Origin of the sequence: Streptomyces sp. NPDC048560, from assembly GCF_040650955.1 — a bacterium.
Taxonomy (GTDB): domain Bacteria; phylum Actinomycetota; class Actinomycetes; order Streptomycetales; family Streptomycetaceae; genus Streptomyces.
Genome location: NZ_JBEZIJ010000001.1, coordinates 1060335 through 1076320, shown reverse-complemented (window position 1 = coordinate 1076320; position 15986 = coordinate 1060335). Strand labels below are relative to the sequence as shown.

General features: G+C 67.6%; 15 protein-coding genes, 2 tRNA genes and 1 pseudogene. 15 read left to right on the top strand and 3 right to left on the bottom strand.

The features are described from left to right. Positions 1-11: 11 nt before the first annotated feature. The 7 genes from AB0C82_RS04810 to AB0C82_RS04780 all read left to right on the top strand — a co-directional run bounded on the left by AB0C82_RS04810 (position 12) and on the right by AB0C82_RS04780 (position 4696). Positions 12-84 (top strand) — tRNA-Met (locus tag AB0C82_RS04810). Between the two features lie 89 nt (positions 85-173). After that, a complete protein-coding gene (gene rpmG / locus AB0C82_RS04805) occupies positions 174-338 on the top strand; it encodes a 50S ribosomal protein L33 (RefSeq protein ID WP_003956487.1) in 165 nt (54 codons plus the stop codon). A gap of 102 nt (positions 339-440) precedes the next feature. Further along, positions 441-893, top strand: a complete 453-nt coding sequence (locus AB0C82_RS04800) for a MaoC family dehydratase N-terminal domain-containing protein (protein WP_362836247.1) — start codon at positions 441-443, stop codon at positions 891-893. Continuing rightward, complete coding sequence (locus tag AB0C82_RS04795; RefSeq protein WP_362836245.1) at positions 893-1321, top strand: MaoC family dehydratase; 429 nt, start codon at positions 893-895, stop codon at positions 1319-1321. The genes AB0C82_RS04800 and AB0C82_RS04795 overlap by 1 nt, the downstream gene beginning before the upstream one ends. Before the next feature lie 111 nt (positions 1322-1432). Continuing rightward, positions 1433-1993 (top strand): helix-turn-helix domain-containing protein, encoded by a 561-nt coding sequence (locus AB0C82_RS04790; protein ID WP_362837051.1) that lies wholly within the window; start codon positions 1433-1435, stop codon positions 1991-1993. A gap of 146 nt (positions 1994-2139) precedes the next feature. Further along, positions 2140-3570, top strand: a complete 1431-nt coding sequence (locus AB0C82_RS04785; protein ID WP_362836244.1) for a DHA2 family efflux MFS transporter permease subunit — start codon at positions 2140-2142, stop codon at positions 3568-3570. 70 nt (positions 3571-3640) lie between these two features. Then, complete coding sequence (locus tag AB0C82_RS04780; RefSeq protein WP_362836242.1) at positions 3641-4696, top strand: UDP-N-acetylmuramate dehydrogenase; 1056 nt, start codon at positions 3641-3643, stop codon at positions 4694-4696. A 5-nt stretch (positions 4697-4701) separates the two neighbouring features. Here the strand turns inward: AB0C82_RS04780 and AB0C82_RS04775 are convergent. The 3 genes and pseudogenes from AB0C82_RS04775 to AB0C82_RS04765 all read right to left on the bottom strand — a co-directional run. Then, positions 4702-4827: pseudogene (locus tag AB0C82_RS04775) on the bottom strand (epimerase); the annotation flags it as partial. A gap of 135 nt (positions 4828-4962) precedes the next feature. After that, positions 4963-5976, bottom strand: a complete 1014-nt coding sequence (locus AB0C82_RS04770; protein ID WP_362836240.1) for an adenosine deaminase — start codon at positions 5974-5976, stop codon at positions 4963-4965. A 131-nt stretch (positions 5977-6107) separates the two neighbouring features. Then, positions 6108-7334: a pyridoxal phosphate-dependent aminotransferase gene (locus tag AB0C82_RS04765; protein ID WP_362836238.1), complete on the bottom strand. Its 1227-nt coding sequence runs from the start codon at positions 7332-7334 to the stop codon at positions 6108-6110. A gap of 216 nt (positions 7335-7550) precedes the next feature. On the opposite strand from AB0C82_RS04765, the gene AB0C82_RS04760 reads away from it, so the two are divergent. From AB0C82_RS04760 to rpoB, 8 genes are all read left to right on the top strand, one after another. Then, positions 7551-7623 (top strand) — tRNA-Trp (locus AB0C82_RS04760). A 109-nt stretch (positions 7624-7732) separates the two neighbouring features. Further along, complete coding sequence (gene secE, locus AB0C82_RS04755) at positions 7733-8020, top strand: preprotein translocase subunit SecE (protein ID WP_362836236.1); 288 nt, start codon at positions 7733-7735, stop codon at positions 8018-8020. Positions 8021-8093: 73 nt separating this feature from the next. Next, a complete protein-coding gene (gene nusG, locus AB0C82_RS04750; RefSeq protein WP_362836234.1) occupies positions 8094-8990 on the top strand; it encodes a transcription termination/antitermination protein NusG in 897 nt (298 codons plus the stop codon). Positions 8991-9162: 172 nt separating this feature from the next. After that, entirely contained in the window at positions 9163-9597 is a 435-nt protein-coding gene (gene rplK, locus AB0C82_RS04745) for a 50S ribosomal protein L11 (protein WP_073740413.1), read from the top strand. Positions 9598-9678: 81 nt separating this feature from the next. Beyond that, positions 9679-10401 carry a 50S ribosomal protein L1 gene (gene rplA, locus AB0C82_RS04740; RefSeq protein WP_362836232.1) on the top strand — a complete coding sequence of 241 codons (723 nt, stop codon included), beginning with the start codon at positions 9679-9681 and terminating at the stop codon, positions 10399-10401. 407 nt (positions 10402-10808) lie between these two features. Beyond that, positions 10809-11366 (top strand): 50S ribosomal protein L10, encoded by a 558-nt coding sequence (gene rplJ / locus AB0C82_RS04735; protein WP_362836230.1) that lies wholly within the window; start codon positions 10809-10811, stop codon positions 11364-11366. Positions 11367-11450: 84 nt separating this feature from the next. Next, a complete protein-coding gene (gene rplL / locus AB0C82_RS04730) occupies positions 11451-11834 on the top strand; it encodes a 50S ribosomal protein L7/L12 (RefSeq protein WP_362836228.1) in 384 nt (127 codons plus the stop codon). Positions 11835-12451: 617 nt separating this feature from the next. Then, the gene (gene rpoB / locus AB0C82_RS04725; protein WP_362836226.1) at positions 12452-15937 is read left to right on the top strand and encodes a DNA-directed RNA polymerase subunit beta; all 3486 of its coding nucleotides are present in this window, start codon (positions 12452-12454) and stop codon (positions 15935-15937) included. Positions 15938-15986 lie beyond the last annotated feature (49 nt).

The window sequence follows — 15986 nt, the reverse complement described above, 5'->3', positions numbered from 1 at the left end:
CTCGTCATCAAAGCGGTGTAGCTCAGTCGGTAGAGCAAGCGGCTCATAATCGCTGTGTCACCGGTTCAAGTCCGGTCACCGCTACTTACGGTAGCCGATTGTGGGGTCGGTCCTTCGATCGGCTACTCTTTTTTGCGTTCATCCGTCCATCCGTCCGTCCAAGGAGCACTCACGTGGCTGCCACCGACGTCCGCCCGAAGATCACGCTGGCCTGCGTGGAGTGCAAGGAGCGGAACTACATCACCAAGAAGAACCGGCGTAACAACCCGGACCGTCTTGAGATGAAGAAGCACTGCCCGCGCTGCAACTCGCACACCGCGCACCGCGAAACCCGCTAAACAGGCTCGTACACGAGGCCGTCCCCATTGGGGGCGGCCTCGTGTCGTTTGTCAGGGCCGCACTCCGGCCCATTCGTCTTTGCATCAGGAGGGAACGAGTCCATGGCGCTCGACCAGTCCTTCGTGGGACGGACCTATCCGCCCACCACGCCGTACGAAGTAGGCCGGGAGAAGATCCGCGAGTTCGCCGAGGCGGTGGGCGACACGAATCCCGCGTACACCGATCCGCAGGCCGCGGCGGCGTTCGGTCACGCCGATGTGATCGCTCCGCCGACTTTCGTCTTCTCCATCACGTTCAAGGCCGCGGGCGAGGTCGTGAAGGACCCGCAGCTGGGTCTGGACTACAGCCGCGTGGTGCACCGGGAGCAGAAGTTCGCGTACACGCGTCCGGTGCGGGCGGGGGACCGGCTCGCGGTCACCTCGACGATCGAGGGCATCAAGTCCCTCGCGGGCAACGACATCGTGGAAGTCCGCGGTGAGGTCCATGACGAGACCGGCGAGCACGTGGTGACCGCCTGGACGACGCTGGTGGCGCGCGCCGCCGAGGAGGCGTGATGACGGCGAAGGTCTCTTACGAGTCGGTCGAGGTCGGTACGGAGCTGCCGGCGCAGTCCTTCCCGGTCTCACGGGCGATGCTGGTTCAGTACGCGGGAGCCTCCGGCGACTTCAACCCGATCCACTGGAACGAGAAGTTCGCGCGCGAGGTCGGGCTGCCGGACGTCATCGCGCACGGCATGTTCACCATGGCCGAGGCGGTCCGCGTGGTCACGGACTGGGTCGGCGACCCCGGCGCCGTCGTCGAGTACGGGGTGCGGTTCACCAAGCCGGTCGTCGTCCCGAACGACGACAAGGGCGTGCTCGTCGAGGTCAGCGGCAAGGTGGCCGCCCTGCTGGGCGACAACCGCGTGCGGGTCGACCTCACGGCCGTGAGCGACGGCCAGAAGGTGCTGGGCATGTCCCGCGCCGTGGTCCGGCTCGCCTGAATCGGTGGCTGTGCGTAAGGGGCGTCCCTCCCGAGGGGACGCCCCTTACGTCTTTCCGGCTACCTCCTTGCCAAGTTAGTGATTAGCCAATAACTTACGGTCATGGCAAGGATGAGTGCGGAGGACCGGCGCGAGAGCGTCGTGCGGGCGGCGATCACCGAGTTCGCGCGCGGGGGATACAACGGCACCTCCACGGAGGCGATCGCCAGGCGGGTGGGCGTCTCGCAGCCGTACCTCTTCCGTCTCTTCCCGAACAAGCAGGCCATGTTCCTCGCCGCCTCCGAGCGCTGCCTCACGGACACCCGGCAGGTGTTCATGGACGCCGCCGAGGGGCTGGAGGGGCAGGAGGCGCTCCACGCCATGGCGGCTGCGTACCAGCGGCTCATCGTCGAGGACGCCGACAAACTGCTGATGCAGATGCAGATGTACGCGGCCATCGCGGCGGCCGGGGCCTCGGGGGACCACGGGTTCGGCGAGTCGGTGCGCGAAGGCTGGGTCCGGATGTGGGACGAGATCCATGTGGCCCTGGGCGCGGACGAGAACGAGACCACCACGTTCCTGGCGTACGGGATGCTCGTCAACACCCTGGCCTCGCTTGGCTTTCCGGCGGACCACCGCGTGTGGTCAGGGTTCCACCTCTCGGCCAGGCCGGCGGATCCGTCCGCCGGGTGACCTGGATCCGCCGCCGGACCTTGTGGCCCGCATCCGCCGCCGGGCCGGGTGGCCCGATCCGCGGCGGGTGAGCGGTGCGGCCCGGGCTCGGCCCGGTTTTCTGCCCAGGAAAGTTAGTCATCAATAACTAACCCTTTGGGGGAGCAGTGGACCAGCACACAGCCAGCCGCGGGGGAGCGGTCTGGGCCCTCGTCATCACCAGCGTCGCGAGCTTCATGGCAGCCCTGGACAACCTCGTCGTCACCACCGCCCTGCCGTCCATCAAGGACAGCCTCGGCGGCGGTCTCGAAGAGCTCGAATGGACGGTCAACGCCTACACGCTCACCTTCGCCGTCCTGCTCATGTTCGGCGCCTCGCTGGGCGACCGGTTCGGCCGCCGCAGGCTCTTCCAGGTGGGCCTCACCGTCTTCACCGGAGCCTCCGCCGCGGCTGCCCTCTCGCCCGGGATCAACGAGCTCATCGCCTTCCGAGCGGTCCAGGGCGTCGGTGCGGCGATCATGCTGCCGCTGACGCTCACCCTGCTCACCGCCGCCGTCCCGCCGGCCCGGCGCGGCATGGCTCTCGGCGTCTTCGGTGCCGTCACCGGCCTCGCGGTCGCCAGCGGGCCGCTCATCGGCGGCACCCTCACCGAGCACATCTCCTGGCAGTGGATCTTCTGGCTCAACGTCCCGATCGGACTGGTCCTGCTCCCCGTGGCCCGGCTGCGCCTGCGCGAGTCGTACGCCCCGGACGCCCGCCTCGACGTCCCCGGCACCCTCCTCGTCAGCGGTGGTCTCTTCGGCATCGTCTACGCGCTGGTCAGCGCGACCGGCGACGGCTGGACCAGCCCCACCGTCCTGACCGGCTTCCTCGTGGGTACGGCGCTCCTGGCCGGGTTCGTGCACCACGGCTTCCGGGCGAAGAACCCGATGCTGCCCATGCGGCTGTTCCGTGACCGTGCCTTCTTCGGGATCAACATCGCGAGTCTGCTGATGTTCCTGGGGATGTTCGGGTCGATCTTCCTGCTCAGCCAGTTCCTGCAGAGCGGGCTCGGCTACACGCCCACCGAAGCCGGTCTCCGGATGCTGCCGTGGACCGGGATGCCGATGCTGGTCGCCCCGATAGCCGGCTACCTCTCCGACCGCTACGGCGGCCGTCCGGTCGTCGTGACCGGCCTCGCGCTCCAGGCCGCCGGCCTCGGGCTCTTCGCGATCGTTCTCGCGCCCGATGTGAGTTACGCCGCCCAGCTGCCGGGCCTGATCGTCGGAGGCGTCGGCATGGCGATGTACTTCGCCCCCGCCTCCAGCCTCGTCATGTCCAGCGTCCGCAGCAGCGAGCAGGGCATCGCCTCCGGGGCGAGCAACGCGCTGCGGGAGGTCGGAGGCGCGCTCGGAGTCGCCGTGCTCGCATCCGTCTTCGCGGCCCGTGGAGGGTACGAATCGCCCCAGGCGTTCTCGGACGGGACCGTGCCCGCCCTCTGGATCGGCGCCGCAGCAGTGGCCCTGGCCGCGCTCGTCGCCCTGCTGATCCCCCGCCGCGGCGCCCCGTCGGCCCCGGCCCCGGCGGCCACCGAGAAGCGGGCCCCCGTCGCCGCCTGACCGGCCGCGTCGCCCGTACGGTCCGTGGCCCCGCCCGAGCGGGGGGGCCACGGACCGTACTCTTGTCCCCGTGCAGGAACTCCACGACGCCCCCCTCGCCCCCCTGACCACCTTCCGGCTCGGCGGACCCGCGACCCGCCTCCTCACGGCCACCACCGACGCCGAGGTGGTCTCCGCCGTGCGCGACGCCGACGAGACGTCCACCCCGCTCCTGGTGATCGGCGGCGGCTCCAACCTGGTCATCGGCGACAAGGGCTTCGAGGGCACCGCGCTGCGTATCGCGACGGAGGGCTTCACCCTGTCCGGTACGACGCTGGAACTGGCCGCCGGTGAGGTCTGGACCGACGCCGTCGCCCGCACGGTCGAGGCGGGCCTCGCGGGAATCGAGTGCCTCGCCGGCATCCCCGGCTCCGCGGGTGCGACGCCGATCCAGAACGTCGGTGCGTACGGGCAGGAGGTGTCCTCCACCATCTCGGAGGTGGTCGCCTACGACCGCCGCACCCAGGAGACCGTCACCCTCCCGAACGCCGAGTGCGCCTTCTCGTACCGCCACAGCCGTTTCAAGGCCGAACCCGACCGCTACGTGGTGCTCCGGGTCCGCTTCCAGCTGGAGGACGCGGACGGCCTGTCCGCCCCCCTGCGGTACGCCGAGACGGCACGCGCCATGGGCGTTGAGCAGGGCGAGCGCGTTCCCGCGAAGGACGCCCGGGAAACGGTCCTCGCCCTGCGTGCGGGCAAGGGCATGGTGCTCGACCCCGAGGACCACGACACCTGGTCGGCCGGATCCTTCTTCACCAACCCCGTCCTCGGCCCGGCGCAGTACGAGGCGTTCCTCGCCCGCGCCAAGGACCGCCTGGGCGATGACGTGACCCCGCCCGCCTTCCCCGCGGCCGACGGCGCCACGAAGACCTCCGCCGCCTGGCTGATCGACAAGGCCGGTTTCACCAAGGGGTACGGCACGGGCCCCGCCCGCATCTCCACCAAGCACACGCTCGCCCTCACCAACCGGGGCGACGCGACCACCGAGGATCTCCTGGCCCTCGCCCGCGACGTCGTGGCCGGCGTCCACGAGGCGTTCGGCGTCACCCTCGTCAACGAGCCCGTGACGGTCGGCGTCACCCTGTAGGGGCATCAGTAGGCCACGCCCGCGCCCTGCTTCACCACCGCCGGATCGTCGATCAGGGCCGGCATCGCGTGCGCCACATCGGCCCGTGAGATGGAGCGGCCGCTGCGCGGTGTGCCGCCCACGACCGTCCGGATCCCGTCGACAGCTATCTGCGCGCCGAACAGTGCCTGGGCCGCGTACGCGCGGACACCTACACCGCCGCTTCCCTGCTTTCGCCGCCTCGCTGGCCCGCACCCTGCCGCGCGGGATCGGCTGAGCCGGCGGGATCAGCCGAGCAGCCAGTCGTCGATCCCGCCGAGGAGCTTCTCCCGTACCTCCACCGGCGCCGCCGATCCCCGCACGGACTGCCGCGCCAGCTCGGCCAGCTCCTCGTCGGTGAACGCGTGGTGCCGTCGTACGAGCTCGTACTGGGCGGCCAGGCGGGAGCCGAACAGCAGGGGGTCGTCCGCGCCGAGCGCCATCGGTACGCCCGCTTCGAACAGGGTCCGGATGGGGACGTCCGTCGGCTTCTCGTAGACCCCGAGCGCCACGTTGGATGCGGGGCAGACCTCGCAGGTCACCCCGCTCTCCGCCAGCTTGCGCAGCAGCCGCGGGTCCTCGGCCGCCCGCACGCCGTGCCCGATCCGGGAGGCGTCCAGGTCGTCCAGGCAGTCCCGGACGCTCGAAGGACCGGCCAGCTCGCCGCCGTGCGGGGCCGCGAGCAGCCCACCCTCACGGGCGATGGCGAAGGCCCGGTCGAAGTCGCGCGCCATCCCGCGCCGTTCGTCGTTCGAGAGGCCGAAGCCGACGACCCCGCGGTCGGCGTACCGCACGGCCAGCCGCGCCAGCGTCCGCGCGTCCAGCGGATGCTTCATGCGGTTGGCGGCGATGACGACCCGGATGCCGAGGCCTGTGTCCCGGGACGCGGTGTCCACGGCGTCGAGAATGATCTCGATCGCCGGAATCAGCCCGCCGAGCAGCGGGGCGTACGAGGTGGGGTCGACCTGGATCTCCAGCCACCCCGAACCGTCCGCCACGTCCTCCTGGGCGGCCTCGCGCACGAGCCGGCGGATGTCCTCCGGCGACCTGAGACAGGACCTGGCGATGTCGTAGAGGCGCTGGAAACGGAACCAGCCCCGCTCGTCCGTCGCCCGCAGACTCGGCGGCTCGCCGCCGGTCAGCGCCTCGGGGAGGTGCACGCCGTACTTGTCGGCGAGTTCGAGCAGCGTCGTGGGCCGCATCGACCCGGTGAAGTGCAGGTGCAGGTGGGCCTTGGGCAACAGACGTACATCACGCTCCATCCCCGGATCCTGCCGTACGGGCGGGGCCTCGCGGTAGCCGCTTTCCCTCTTGGGCAGGTGCTCGAACAAAAAAGCAGACCCCCGGACGGAAGCCGGGGGTCTGCCTGTTCGACGGGCGGGACGGGGGACCGTCAGTCCTTGGCCTCGCCCAGGAGGTTCTGCAGCCGCGAGACACCCTCGACGAGGTCGTCGTCACCGAGGGCGTACGAGAGCCGCAGGTAGCCCGGCGTACCGAAGGCCTCACCCGGCACGACGGCGACCTCGGCCTCGTCCAGGATGAGCGCCGCGAGCTCGACCGAGGTGGCCGGACGCTTGCCGCGGAGCTCCTTGCCCAGCAGGCCCTTCACCGACGGGTACACGTAGAACGCGCCCTCGGGGGTCGGGCACACGACTCCGTCGATCTCGTTGAGCATCCGCACGATGGTCTGGCGGCGGCGGTCGAAGGCGGTGCGCATCTCGTCGACGGCGTCCAGGTTCCCGGACACGGCGGCGATCGCGGCGACCTGGGCGACGTTGGAGACGTTGGAGGTGGCGTGCGACTGCAGGTTGGTCGCGGCCTTCACCACGTCCTTGGGGCCGATGATCCAGCCGACCCGCCAGCCGGTCATCGCGTACGTCTTGGCGACACCGTTGACGACGATGCACTTGTCACGAAGCTCCGGCAGGATCGCCGGGAGCGAGGTGAACGCGGCGTCGCCGTAGACGAGGTGCTCGTAGATCTCGTCGGTCATCACCCACAGGCCGTGCTCGACCGCCCAGCGGCCGATCGCCTCGGCGTCGGCCTCGCTGTAGACGGCGCCGGTCGGGTTGGACGGCGAGACGAACAGGACGACCTTCGTACGCTCGGTGCGCGCCGCTTCGAGCTGCTCGACGGAGACCCGGTAACCGGTGGTCTCGTCGGCCACGACATCCACGGGGACACCGCCGGCGAGACGGATGGACTCCGGGTAGGTGGTCCAGTAGGGAGCCGGGACGATGACCTCGTCGCCCGGGTCGAGGATCGCGGCGAATGCCTGGTAGATGGCCTGCTTGCCGCCGTTGGTCACCAGGACCTGGGAGGCGTCGACCTCGTAGCCGGAGTCGCGCAGCGTCTTCTCTGCGATGGCGGCCTTGAGCTCGGGGAGCCCGCCGGCCGGGGTGTAGCGGTGGTACTTCGGGTTGCGGCATGCCTCGACCGCGGCTTCGACGATGTAGTCGGGCGTCGGGAAGTCGGGCTCACCGGCGCCGAAGCCGATCACCGGACGGCCGGCGGCCTTCAGGGCCTTGGCCTTGGCGTCGACGGCGAGGGTCGCGGACTCGGAAATCGCACCGATGCGGGCGGAGACCCGACGCTCGGACGGAGAAGTTGCAGCGCTCATGGCGCCCATGCTCCCAGACCGGAAAAGGCGTCGGCACACGGGTTTCAGGGACCGGACAGCACTTGGACAGGATGCGGACAGGAGTGGTCGGTTCCTATCTGTTCGACGCGGCGGCCCTGAGCACGTACACTCACCTGTCGTTGGCCTTCACCAGTCACACCGTTTTCCACACCCGGTCCATCCGGGAGGGATGCGGTAGGTTGGTGGAAACCACAAAGGGTCGTAGCTCAATTGGTAGAGCACTGGTCTCCAAAACCAGCGGTTGGGGGTTCAAGTCCCTCCGGCCCTGCTACACACATCTTCGCCAGGATGTGTGCGCGCATGTACGTACTTCATTGCACAGTCGTGCGGCTCCCCCCGGGCGCGGCACGGCCACGACCCGGAATCAGGTGAGTAGCGTGACGGACGCCGTGGGCTCCATCGACATGCCTGATGCCGAGGATGAAGTCCCCGAGTCGAAGAAGAAGACTCGGAAGGGCGGTAAGCGCGGAAAGAAGGGCCCCCTGGGCCGTCTCGCGCTGTTCTACCGCCAGATCGTCGCCGAGCTGCGCAAGGTTGTCTGGCCGACGCGCAGTCAGCTGACGACGTACACATCCGTGGTGATCGTGTTCGTAGTCGTCATGATCGGCCTCGTTACCGTGATTGACTTCGGATTCGCGCGGGTCATCAAGTACGTCTTCGGCTGATCCCGCGGAGGGCGCCTCACCGGCGCCCCTTTCGCATGTTCCACCCATTTGTATCCAGGAAGAAGCAGCCATCGTGTCTGACCCGAACCTGAACGACGCCGCCGAACCTACGGTGGACGCCGTCGAGTCCGCCGAGGACGAGCTCGACATCGTTGAGGCGGCGGATTCCGTGGAGCCCGACCAGGCCGAAGCTGCCGACGAAGCCGCGGGTGAGTCCTCCGAGGAGGACGCCGTGCACGTCGAGTCCGACGCTGAGGAGTCCGCGGACGAGGAGTCCGACGAGGACCTCGCCGACGAAGAGGCCGCCGACGACGAGAGCGCCGACGAGGAAGAGGCCGAGCCGGCCGCCCCCGTCGACCCCGTCGCAGCCCTCCGCGAGGAGCTCCGCACCCTCCCCGGCGAGTGGTACGTCATCCACACGTACGCCGGTTACGAGAAGCGCGTGAAGGCCAACCTCGAACAGCGTGCCGTCTCCCTCAACGTCGAGGAGTTCGTCTACCAGGCGGAAGTCCCCGAGGAAGAGATCGTCCAGATCAAGAACGGTGAGCGGAAGAACGTCCGTCAGAACAAGCTCCCGGGTTACGTCCTGGTGCGCATGGACCTGACGAACGAGTCGTGGGGCGTTGTCCGCAACACCCCCGGCGTCACGGGCTTCGTGGGCAACGCCTACGACCCGTACCCGCTGACTCTCGACGAGATCGTCAAGATGCTCGCCCCCGAGGCCGAGGAGAAGGCAGCCCGCGAGGCCGCCGAGGCCGAGGGCAAGCCGGCTCCGTCCCGCAAGGTCGAGGTCCAGGTGCTGGACTTCGAGGTGGGCGACTCGGTCACCGTCACCGACGGCCCGTTCGCGACGCTGCAGGCGACGATCAACGAGATCAACGCCGACTCGAAGAAGGTCAAGGGCCTCGTCGAGATCTTCGGCCGCGAGACCCCGGTCGAGCTCAGCTTCGACCAGATCCAGAAGAACTAGCTTTCCGCAGGTTTCTGGACACATGCCTAACGGGCAGGTCAGACAGGCTCTCGCAGCCGTCTGACCTGCTCGTTTTTGGTCGCGCAGCTATACCCGTTATCGTTGTGCGGTATGCCTGCATCCGGATGACTGGATGTCGGCGAAAAACTCTCACTAGGACCCGGAGAGAGCAATGCCTCCCAAGAAGAAGAAGATCACGGGGCTTATCAAGCTCCAGATCAACGCCGGTGCGGCCAACCCGGCTCCGCCGGTCGGCCCCGCGCTGGGCCAGCACGGCGTCAACATCATGGAGTTCTGCAAGGCCTACAACGCCGCGACCGAGTCGCAGCGTGGCATGGTCGTGCCGGTGGAGATCACGGTCTACGACGACCGCTCCTTCACCTTCATCACGAAGACTCCGCCGGCCGCCAAGCTGATCCTCAAGGCCGCGGGTGTGGACAAGGGCTCCGGCGAGCCGCACAAGACCAAGGTTGCCAAGCTGACGGCTGCCCAGGTCCGCGAGATCGCCACGACGAAGCTCCCCGACCTGAACGCCAACGACCTCGACGCCGCGTCGAAGATCATCGCTGGCACCGCCCGTTCCATGGGCATCACGGTCGAAGGCTGATCCAGCCCTTCAAGCCCTCAGTGGTAGGACCAAGCGCTGGTCCGCACCACGACTCCACACTCTGAAACCACAGGAGTAGAAGTGAAGCGCAGCAAGAACCTCCGCGCTGCGGACGCAAAGATCGACCGGGAGCGTTTCTACGCCCCGCTCGAGGCCGTCCGTATCGCCAAGGACACCGCCGCCACCAAGTTCGACGGCACCGTCGAGGTCGCGTTCTGCCTGGGTGTTGACCCTCGCAAGGCCGACCAGATGGTCCGTGGCACCGTGAACCTCCCGCACGGCACCGGCAAGACCGCCCGGGTCCTGGTCTTCGCGACCGGTGACCGTGCTGCGGCCGCGGAAGCCGCGGGCGCCGACATCGTCGGCGCCGACGAGCTCATCGACGAGGTGGCGAAGGGCCGTCTGGACTTCGACGCCGTCGTCGCCACTCCGGACCTCATGGGCAAGGTCGGCCGCCTGGGCCGCGTGCTCGGTCCGCGTGGTCTGATGCCGAACCCGAAGACCGGCACCGTCACCCCCGATGTCGTCAAGGCTGTCAACGACATCAAGGGCGGCAAGATCGAGTTCCGCGTCGACAAGCACTCGAACCTGCACTTCATCATCGGCAAGGTCTCTTTCGATGACACGAAGCTGGTCGAGAACTACGCCGCGGCTCTGGAGGAGATCCTCCGTCTGAAGCCGTCCGCAGCGAAGGGCCGCTTCATCAAGAAGGCGGTCATGAGCACGACGATGGGCCCCGGCATCCCGCTGGACTCCAACCGCGTGCGCAACCTCCTCGTCGAGGAGGACCCGGCCTCCGTCTGAGCCCCCGTGCTCACCCGGTAGCCGCGTCACGGCATTCCGACGGGCCCCGTACCTTCCGAGGTACGGGGCCCGTCCCCGTACCCGCAGGAGCGCGTTCCGGGGCCTGACAGGACCCGGACGCGGGCGTTCCAAACCTCCCGCACTACTCGAACCGGGACGGATTTGCTCCGCGTGCCTCCGGTCGCGTACTCTCCTGAAGAAGCCAAAGACCGCTGGTCGTTGCTGTGCTCTCGCAAGAGGGACCGGTGACCGAAGGATCCGTGAACAACGGACGACCTGCGCAGGTGACTGTGGAAAGCTCCCGGACTTCGTGCGGTTGAGCTACGCCCTGGCACTTGTGCCGGGGCGTTTTGTTTTTCGCGGTTCCTTCTGAGCGGTCCTCATCACCCGGAAGGAGGCCGACGCTCATGGCAAGGCCCGACAAGGCTGCCGCGGTAGCCGAGCTGACGGACCAGTTCCGCAGCTCGAACGCCGCTGTGCTGACCGAGTACCGGGGTCTCACCGTGGCGCAGCTCAAGACGCTGCGCCGTTCGCTCGGTGAGAACGCCCAGTACGCCGTGGTGAAGAACACGCTGACCAAGATTGCGGCCAACGAGGCCGGGATCGACACGCTGGACGACCTGTTCTCGGGTCCGACGGCGGTTGCCTTCATCACCGGTGACCCGGTGGAGTCGGCGAAGGGTCTTCGTGACTTCGCCAAGGAGAACCCCAACCTCGTCATCAAGGGCGGTGTCCTTGACGGCAAGGCGCTGTCCGCCGATGAGATCAAGAAGCTCGCGGACCTCGAGTCCCGCGAGGTTCTGCTCGCCAAGCTGGCCGGCGCCATGAAGGGCAAGCAGACTCAGGCTGCGCAGCTCTTCCAGGCTCTGCCGTCGAAGTTCGTCCGCACCGCGGAAGCGCTTCGCGCCAAGAGGGCCGAGCAGGGCGGTGCCGGTACGCCGGCTCCCGCCGAGGCTTCCGAGTAACCACTCGGCAGTCCAGCGGGCACCACGTACGCCCGCCGACATATACATCCGGCACCTGCCGAATTAGTGGAAGGACCCGCCATCATGGCGAAGCTCAGCCAGGAAGACCTGCTCGCCCAGTTCGAGGAGCTCACCCTCATCGAGCTCTCCGAGTTCGTTAAGGCGTTCGAGGAGAAGTTCGACGTCACCGCCGCCGCGGCCGTCGCCGTTGCCGGTCCGGCGCAGGGTGGCCCCGCCGCCGAGGCCGCTGAGGAGCAGGACGAGTTCGACGTCGTCCTCACCGCCGCCGGTGACAAGAAGATCCAGGTCATCAAGGTCGTGCGTGAGCTGACCTCCCTGGGCCTCAAGGAGGCCAAGGACCTCGTGGACGGCGCCCCGAAGCCCGTCCTCGAGAAGGTCGCCAAGGAGGCCGCCGAGAAGGCTGCCGAGTCCCTCAAGGCCGCCGGCGCCTCCGTCGAGGTCAAGTGACCCTGCGAGTCATCTGACTCCTCAGGACCGTCTCTGCCGCAAGGCGGGGATGTCACATCGCAAAGGGCGATCACCCGTTCGGGTGGTCGCCCTTTGGCGTACCCGTGGTGCCTGCCTTGATCTTCCGCCGGTGACGAGTATCGTGATCTTCGCCGTGCGCCTCTCAGGGGCCGCCAGCAGGCGTTCTGGGGCCGTCGCAGGGCGACGCCGGGACCACGTTCCGGCGGAGGGGCCTTGACGAACCGCACGCGGCGCGCAATTCTCAGGACGCGTCGTCACATCGATCCGTATCCGAGGCATGGATCGAGAGTGAAGCGGGCAGTAAAGAAGTGCGCACACCGCGCGAGGGCTAGGCATAGGTGTTGAGAACAGCTGTTGAGAGCAACGCGGGTCTCTGAGAACCCCGACTGGACATCAGTGTGGCACTTGGCTACACTGACCCTTTGCGCTGCCTGTTAGCTGCCTCCTGCCCGTCACCAGGGGCATACCCAATCTGAGCACCGATGACCGTTCACCTCTGACCTGGCCATTTAAGGCTAAAACGGGACGAACTCTCTTCGTGTCCACTTGGGACCGGTACGCGCGTAGTGAGTCCGAGCCCTCGGAAGGACCCCCTCTTGGCCGCCTCGCGCAACGCCTCGACCGCGAATACGAACCACGGCGCCAGCACCGCCCCGCTGCGCATCTCTTTTGCAAAGATCAAGGAGCCCCTCGAGGTTCCGAACCTCCTCGCGCTGCAGACCGAGAGCTTTGACTGGCTCCTCGGTAATGCCGCCTGGAAGGCTCGCGTCGAGGCTGCTCTGGACAGTGGACAAGACGTCCCCACCAAGTCCGGCCTGGAGGAAATCTTCGAGGAGATTTCACCGATCGAGGACTTCTCCGGGTCGATGTCGCTTACGTTCCGCGACCACCGCTTCGAGCCCCCGAAGAACTCGATCGAGGAGTGCAAGGAGCGCGACTTCACGTTCGCCGCGCCGCTCTTCGTCACCGCCGAGTTCACCAACAACGAGACCGGCGAGATCAAGTCCCAGACGGTCTTCATGGGCGATTTCCCGCTCATGACCAACAAGGGCACCTTCGTCATCAACGGCACCGAGCGTGTCGTCGTGTCGCAGCTGGTCCGCTCGCCGGGTGTCTACTTCGACTCCTCCATCGACAAGACGTCCGACAAGGACATCTTCTCCGCCAAGATCATCCCTTCCCGGGGTGCCTGGCTGGAGATGGAGATCGACAAGCGCGACATGGTCGGTGTCCGCATCGACCGCAAGCGCAAGCAGTCCGTGACCGTTCTCCTGAAGGCTCTCGGTTGGACCACCGAGCAGATCCTCGAGGAGTTCGGCGAGTACGAGTCCATGCGCGCCACCCTGGAGAAGGACCACACCCAGGGCCAGGACGACGCGCTTCTCGACATCTACCGCAAGCTGCGCCCGGGCGAGCCGCCCACGCGCGAGGCTGCTCAGACGCTGCTCGAGAACCTCTACTTCAACCCGAAGCGCTACGACCTCGCGAAGGTCGGCCGCTACAAGGTGAACAAGAAGCTCGGCGCCGACGAGCCGCTGAACGCCGGCGTGCTCACCAGTGACGACGTCATCGCGACGATCAAGTACCTGGTGAAGCTGCACGCGGGCGAGACCGAGACGGTCGGGGAGTCGGGCCGGGAGATCGTCGTCGAGACCGACGACATCGACCACTTCGGCAACCGTCGTCTGCGTAACGTCGGCGAGCTCATCCAGAACCAGGTCCGTACGGGTCTGGCTCGTATGGAGCGCGTCGTGCGTGAGCGGATGACGACCCAGGACGTCGAGGCCATCACGCCGCAGACCCTGATCAACATCCGGCCGGTCGTCGCCTCCATCAAGGAGTTCTTCGGCACCAGCCAGCTGTCGCAGTTCATGGACCAGAACAACCCGCTGTCGGGTCTCACCCACAAGCGCCGTCTGTCGGCGCTCGGCCCGGGTGGTCTGTCCCGTGAGCGGGCCGGCTTCGAGGTCCGTGACGTGCACCCGTCCCACTACGGACGCATGTGCCCGATCGAGACCCCTGAAGGCCCGAACATCGGTCTGATCGGTTCGCTCGCCTCGTACGGACGCGTCAACGCGTTCGGTTTCATCGAGACGCCGTACCGCAAGGTCGTCGACGGCCAGGTCACCGACGAGGTCGACTACATCACGGCCGACGAGGAAGACCGCTACGTCATCGCCCAGGCGAACGCGCTCCTCTCCGACGAGCTGCGCTTCACCGAGCCCCGCGTCCTGGTCCGCCGTCGTGGCGGAGAGGTCGACTACGTGCCCGGCACGGACGTCGACTACATGGACGTGTCGCCGCGCCAGATGGTGTCCGTCGCCACCGCGATGATCCCCTTCCTGGAGCACGACGACGCCAACCGTGCCCTCATGGGCGCGAACATGATGCGGCAGGCGGTGCCGCTCATCAAGTCGGAGGCGCCGCTCGTCGGCACCGGCATGGAGTACCGCTGCGCCACCGACGCCGGTGACGTGCTCAAGGCGGAGAAGGACGGTGTGGTCCAGGAGGTCTCCGCGGACTACATCACCGTCACGAACGACGACGGCACGTACACCACGTACCGCATCGCCAAGTTCATGCGCTCCAACCAGGGCACCTCGGTCAACCAGAAGGTTGTCGTCTCCGAGGGCGACCGGGTCGTCGCCGAACAGGTACTCGCCGACGGACCGGCCACCGAGAACGGTGAGATGGCCCTCGGCAAGAACCTGCTCGTGGCGTTCATGCCGTGGGAGGGTCACAACTACGAGGACGCGATCATCCTGTCGCAGCGCCTCGTGCAGGACGACGTCCTCTCCTCGATTCACATCGAGGAGCACGAGGTCGACGCCCGTGACACCAAGCTCGGCCCGGAGGAGATCACCCGGGACATCCCGAACGTCTCCGAAGAGGTCCTCGCGGACCTCGACGAGCGCGGCATCATCCGTATCGGTGCCGAGGTCACGGCCGGAGACATCCTCGTCGGCAAGGTCACGCCCAAGGGCGAGACCGAGCTGACGCCGGAGGAGCGCCTGCTCCGCGCGATCTTCGGTGAGAAGGCGCGCGAGGTGCGCGACACCTCGCTGAAGGTCCCCCACGGCGAGATCGGCAAGATCATCGGCGTCCGGGTCTTCGACCGCGAAGAGGGCGACGAGCTGCCGCCGGGCGTGAACCAGCTGGTCCGCGTCTACGTCGCGCAGAAGCGCAAGATCACCGATGGTGACAAGCTCGCCGGCCGTCACGGCAACAAGGGCGTCATCTCGAAGATCCTGCCGATCGAGGACATGCCGTTCCTGGAGGACGGCACCCCGGTCGACATCATCCTCAACCCCCTGGGTGTCCCGTCCCGAATGAACCCGGGACAGGTCCTGGAGATTCACCTCGGCTGGCTCGCCAGCCGCGGATGGGACGTCTCCGGCCTCGGTGACGAGTGGGCCCAGCGCCTGCAGAGCATCGGCGCCGACCAGGTCGCCCCCGGCACCAACGTCGCGACCCCGGTCTTCGACGGTGCCCGTGAGGACGAGATCACCGGCCTCTTCAAGGCCACGATCCCGAACCGCGACGGAGACCGGCTGGTCCAGCCCTCGGGCAAGGCCAACCTCTTCGACGGCCGCTCCGGCGAGCCGTTCCCGGAGCCGGTCTCGGTCGGTTACATGTACATCCTGAAGCTCCACCACCTCGTCGACGACAAGCTCCACGCTCGTTCGACGGGTCCGTACTCCATGATCACCCAGCAGCCGCTGGGTGGTAAGGCCCAGTTCGGTGGCCAGCGCTTCGGTGAGATGGAGGTGTGGGCGCTCGAGGCTTATGGCGCCGCTTACGCCCTCCAGGAACTGCTGACCATCAAGTCCGACGACGTGACCGGCCGCGTGAAGGTCTACGAGGCCATCGTCAAGGGCGAGAACATCCCCGAGCCCGGCATTCCCGAGTCCTTCAAGGTGCTCATCAAGGAAATGCAGTCGCTGTGCCTCAACGTGGAGGTGCTGTCCTCGGACGGCATGTCCATCGAGATGCGCGACACGGACGAGGACGTCTTCCGCGCTGCGGAAGAGCTCGGTATCGACCTGTCCCGGCGTGAGCCGAGCAGCGTCGAAGAGGTCTGACGGGCCTGGCCGGGGCCTCCTCGTGAGGCCCCGGCCGCCCCGGACCGTT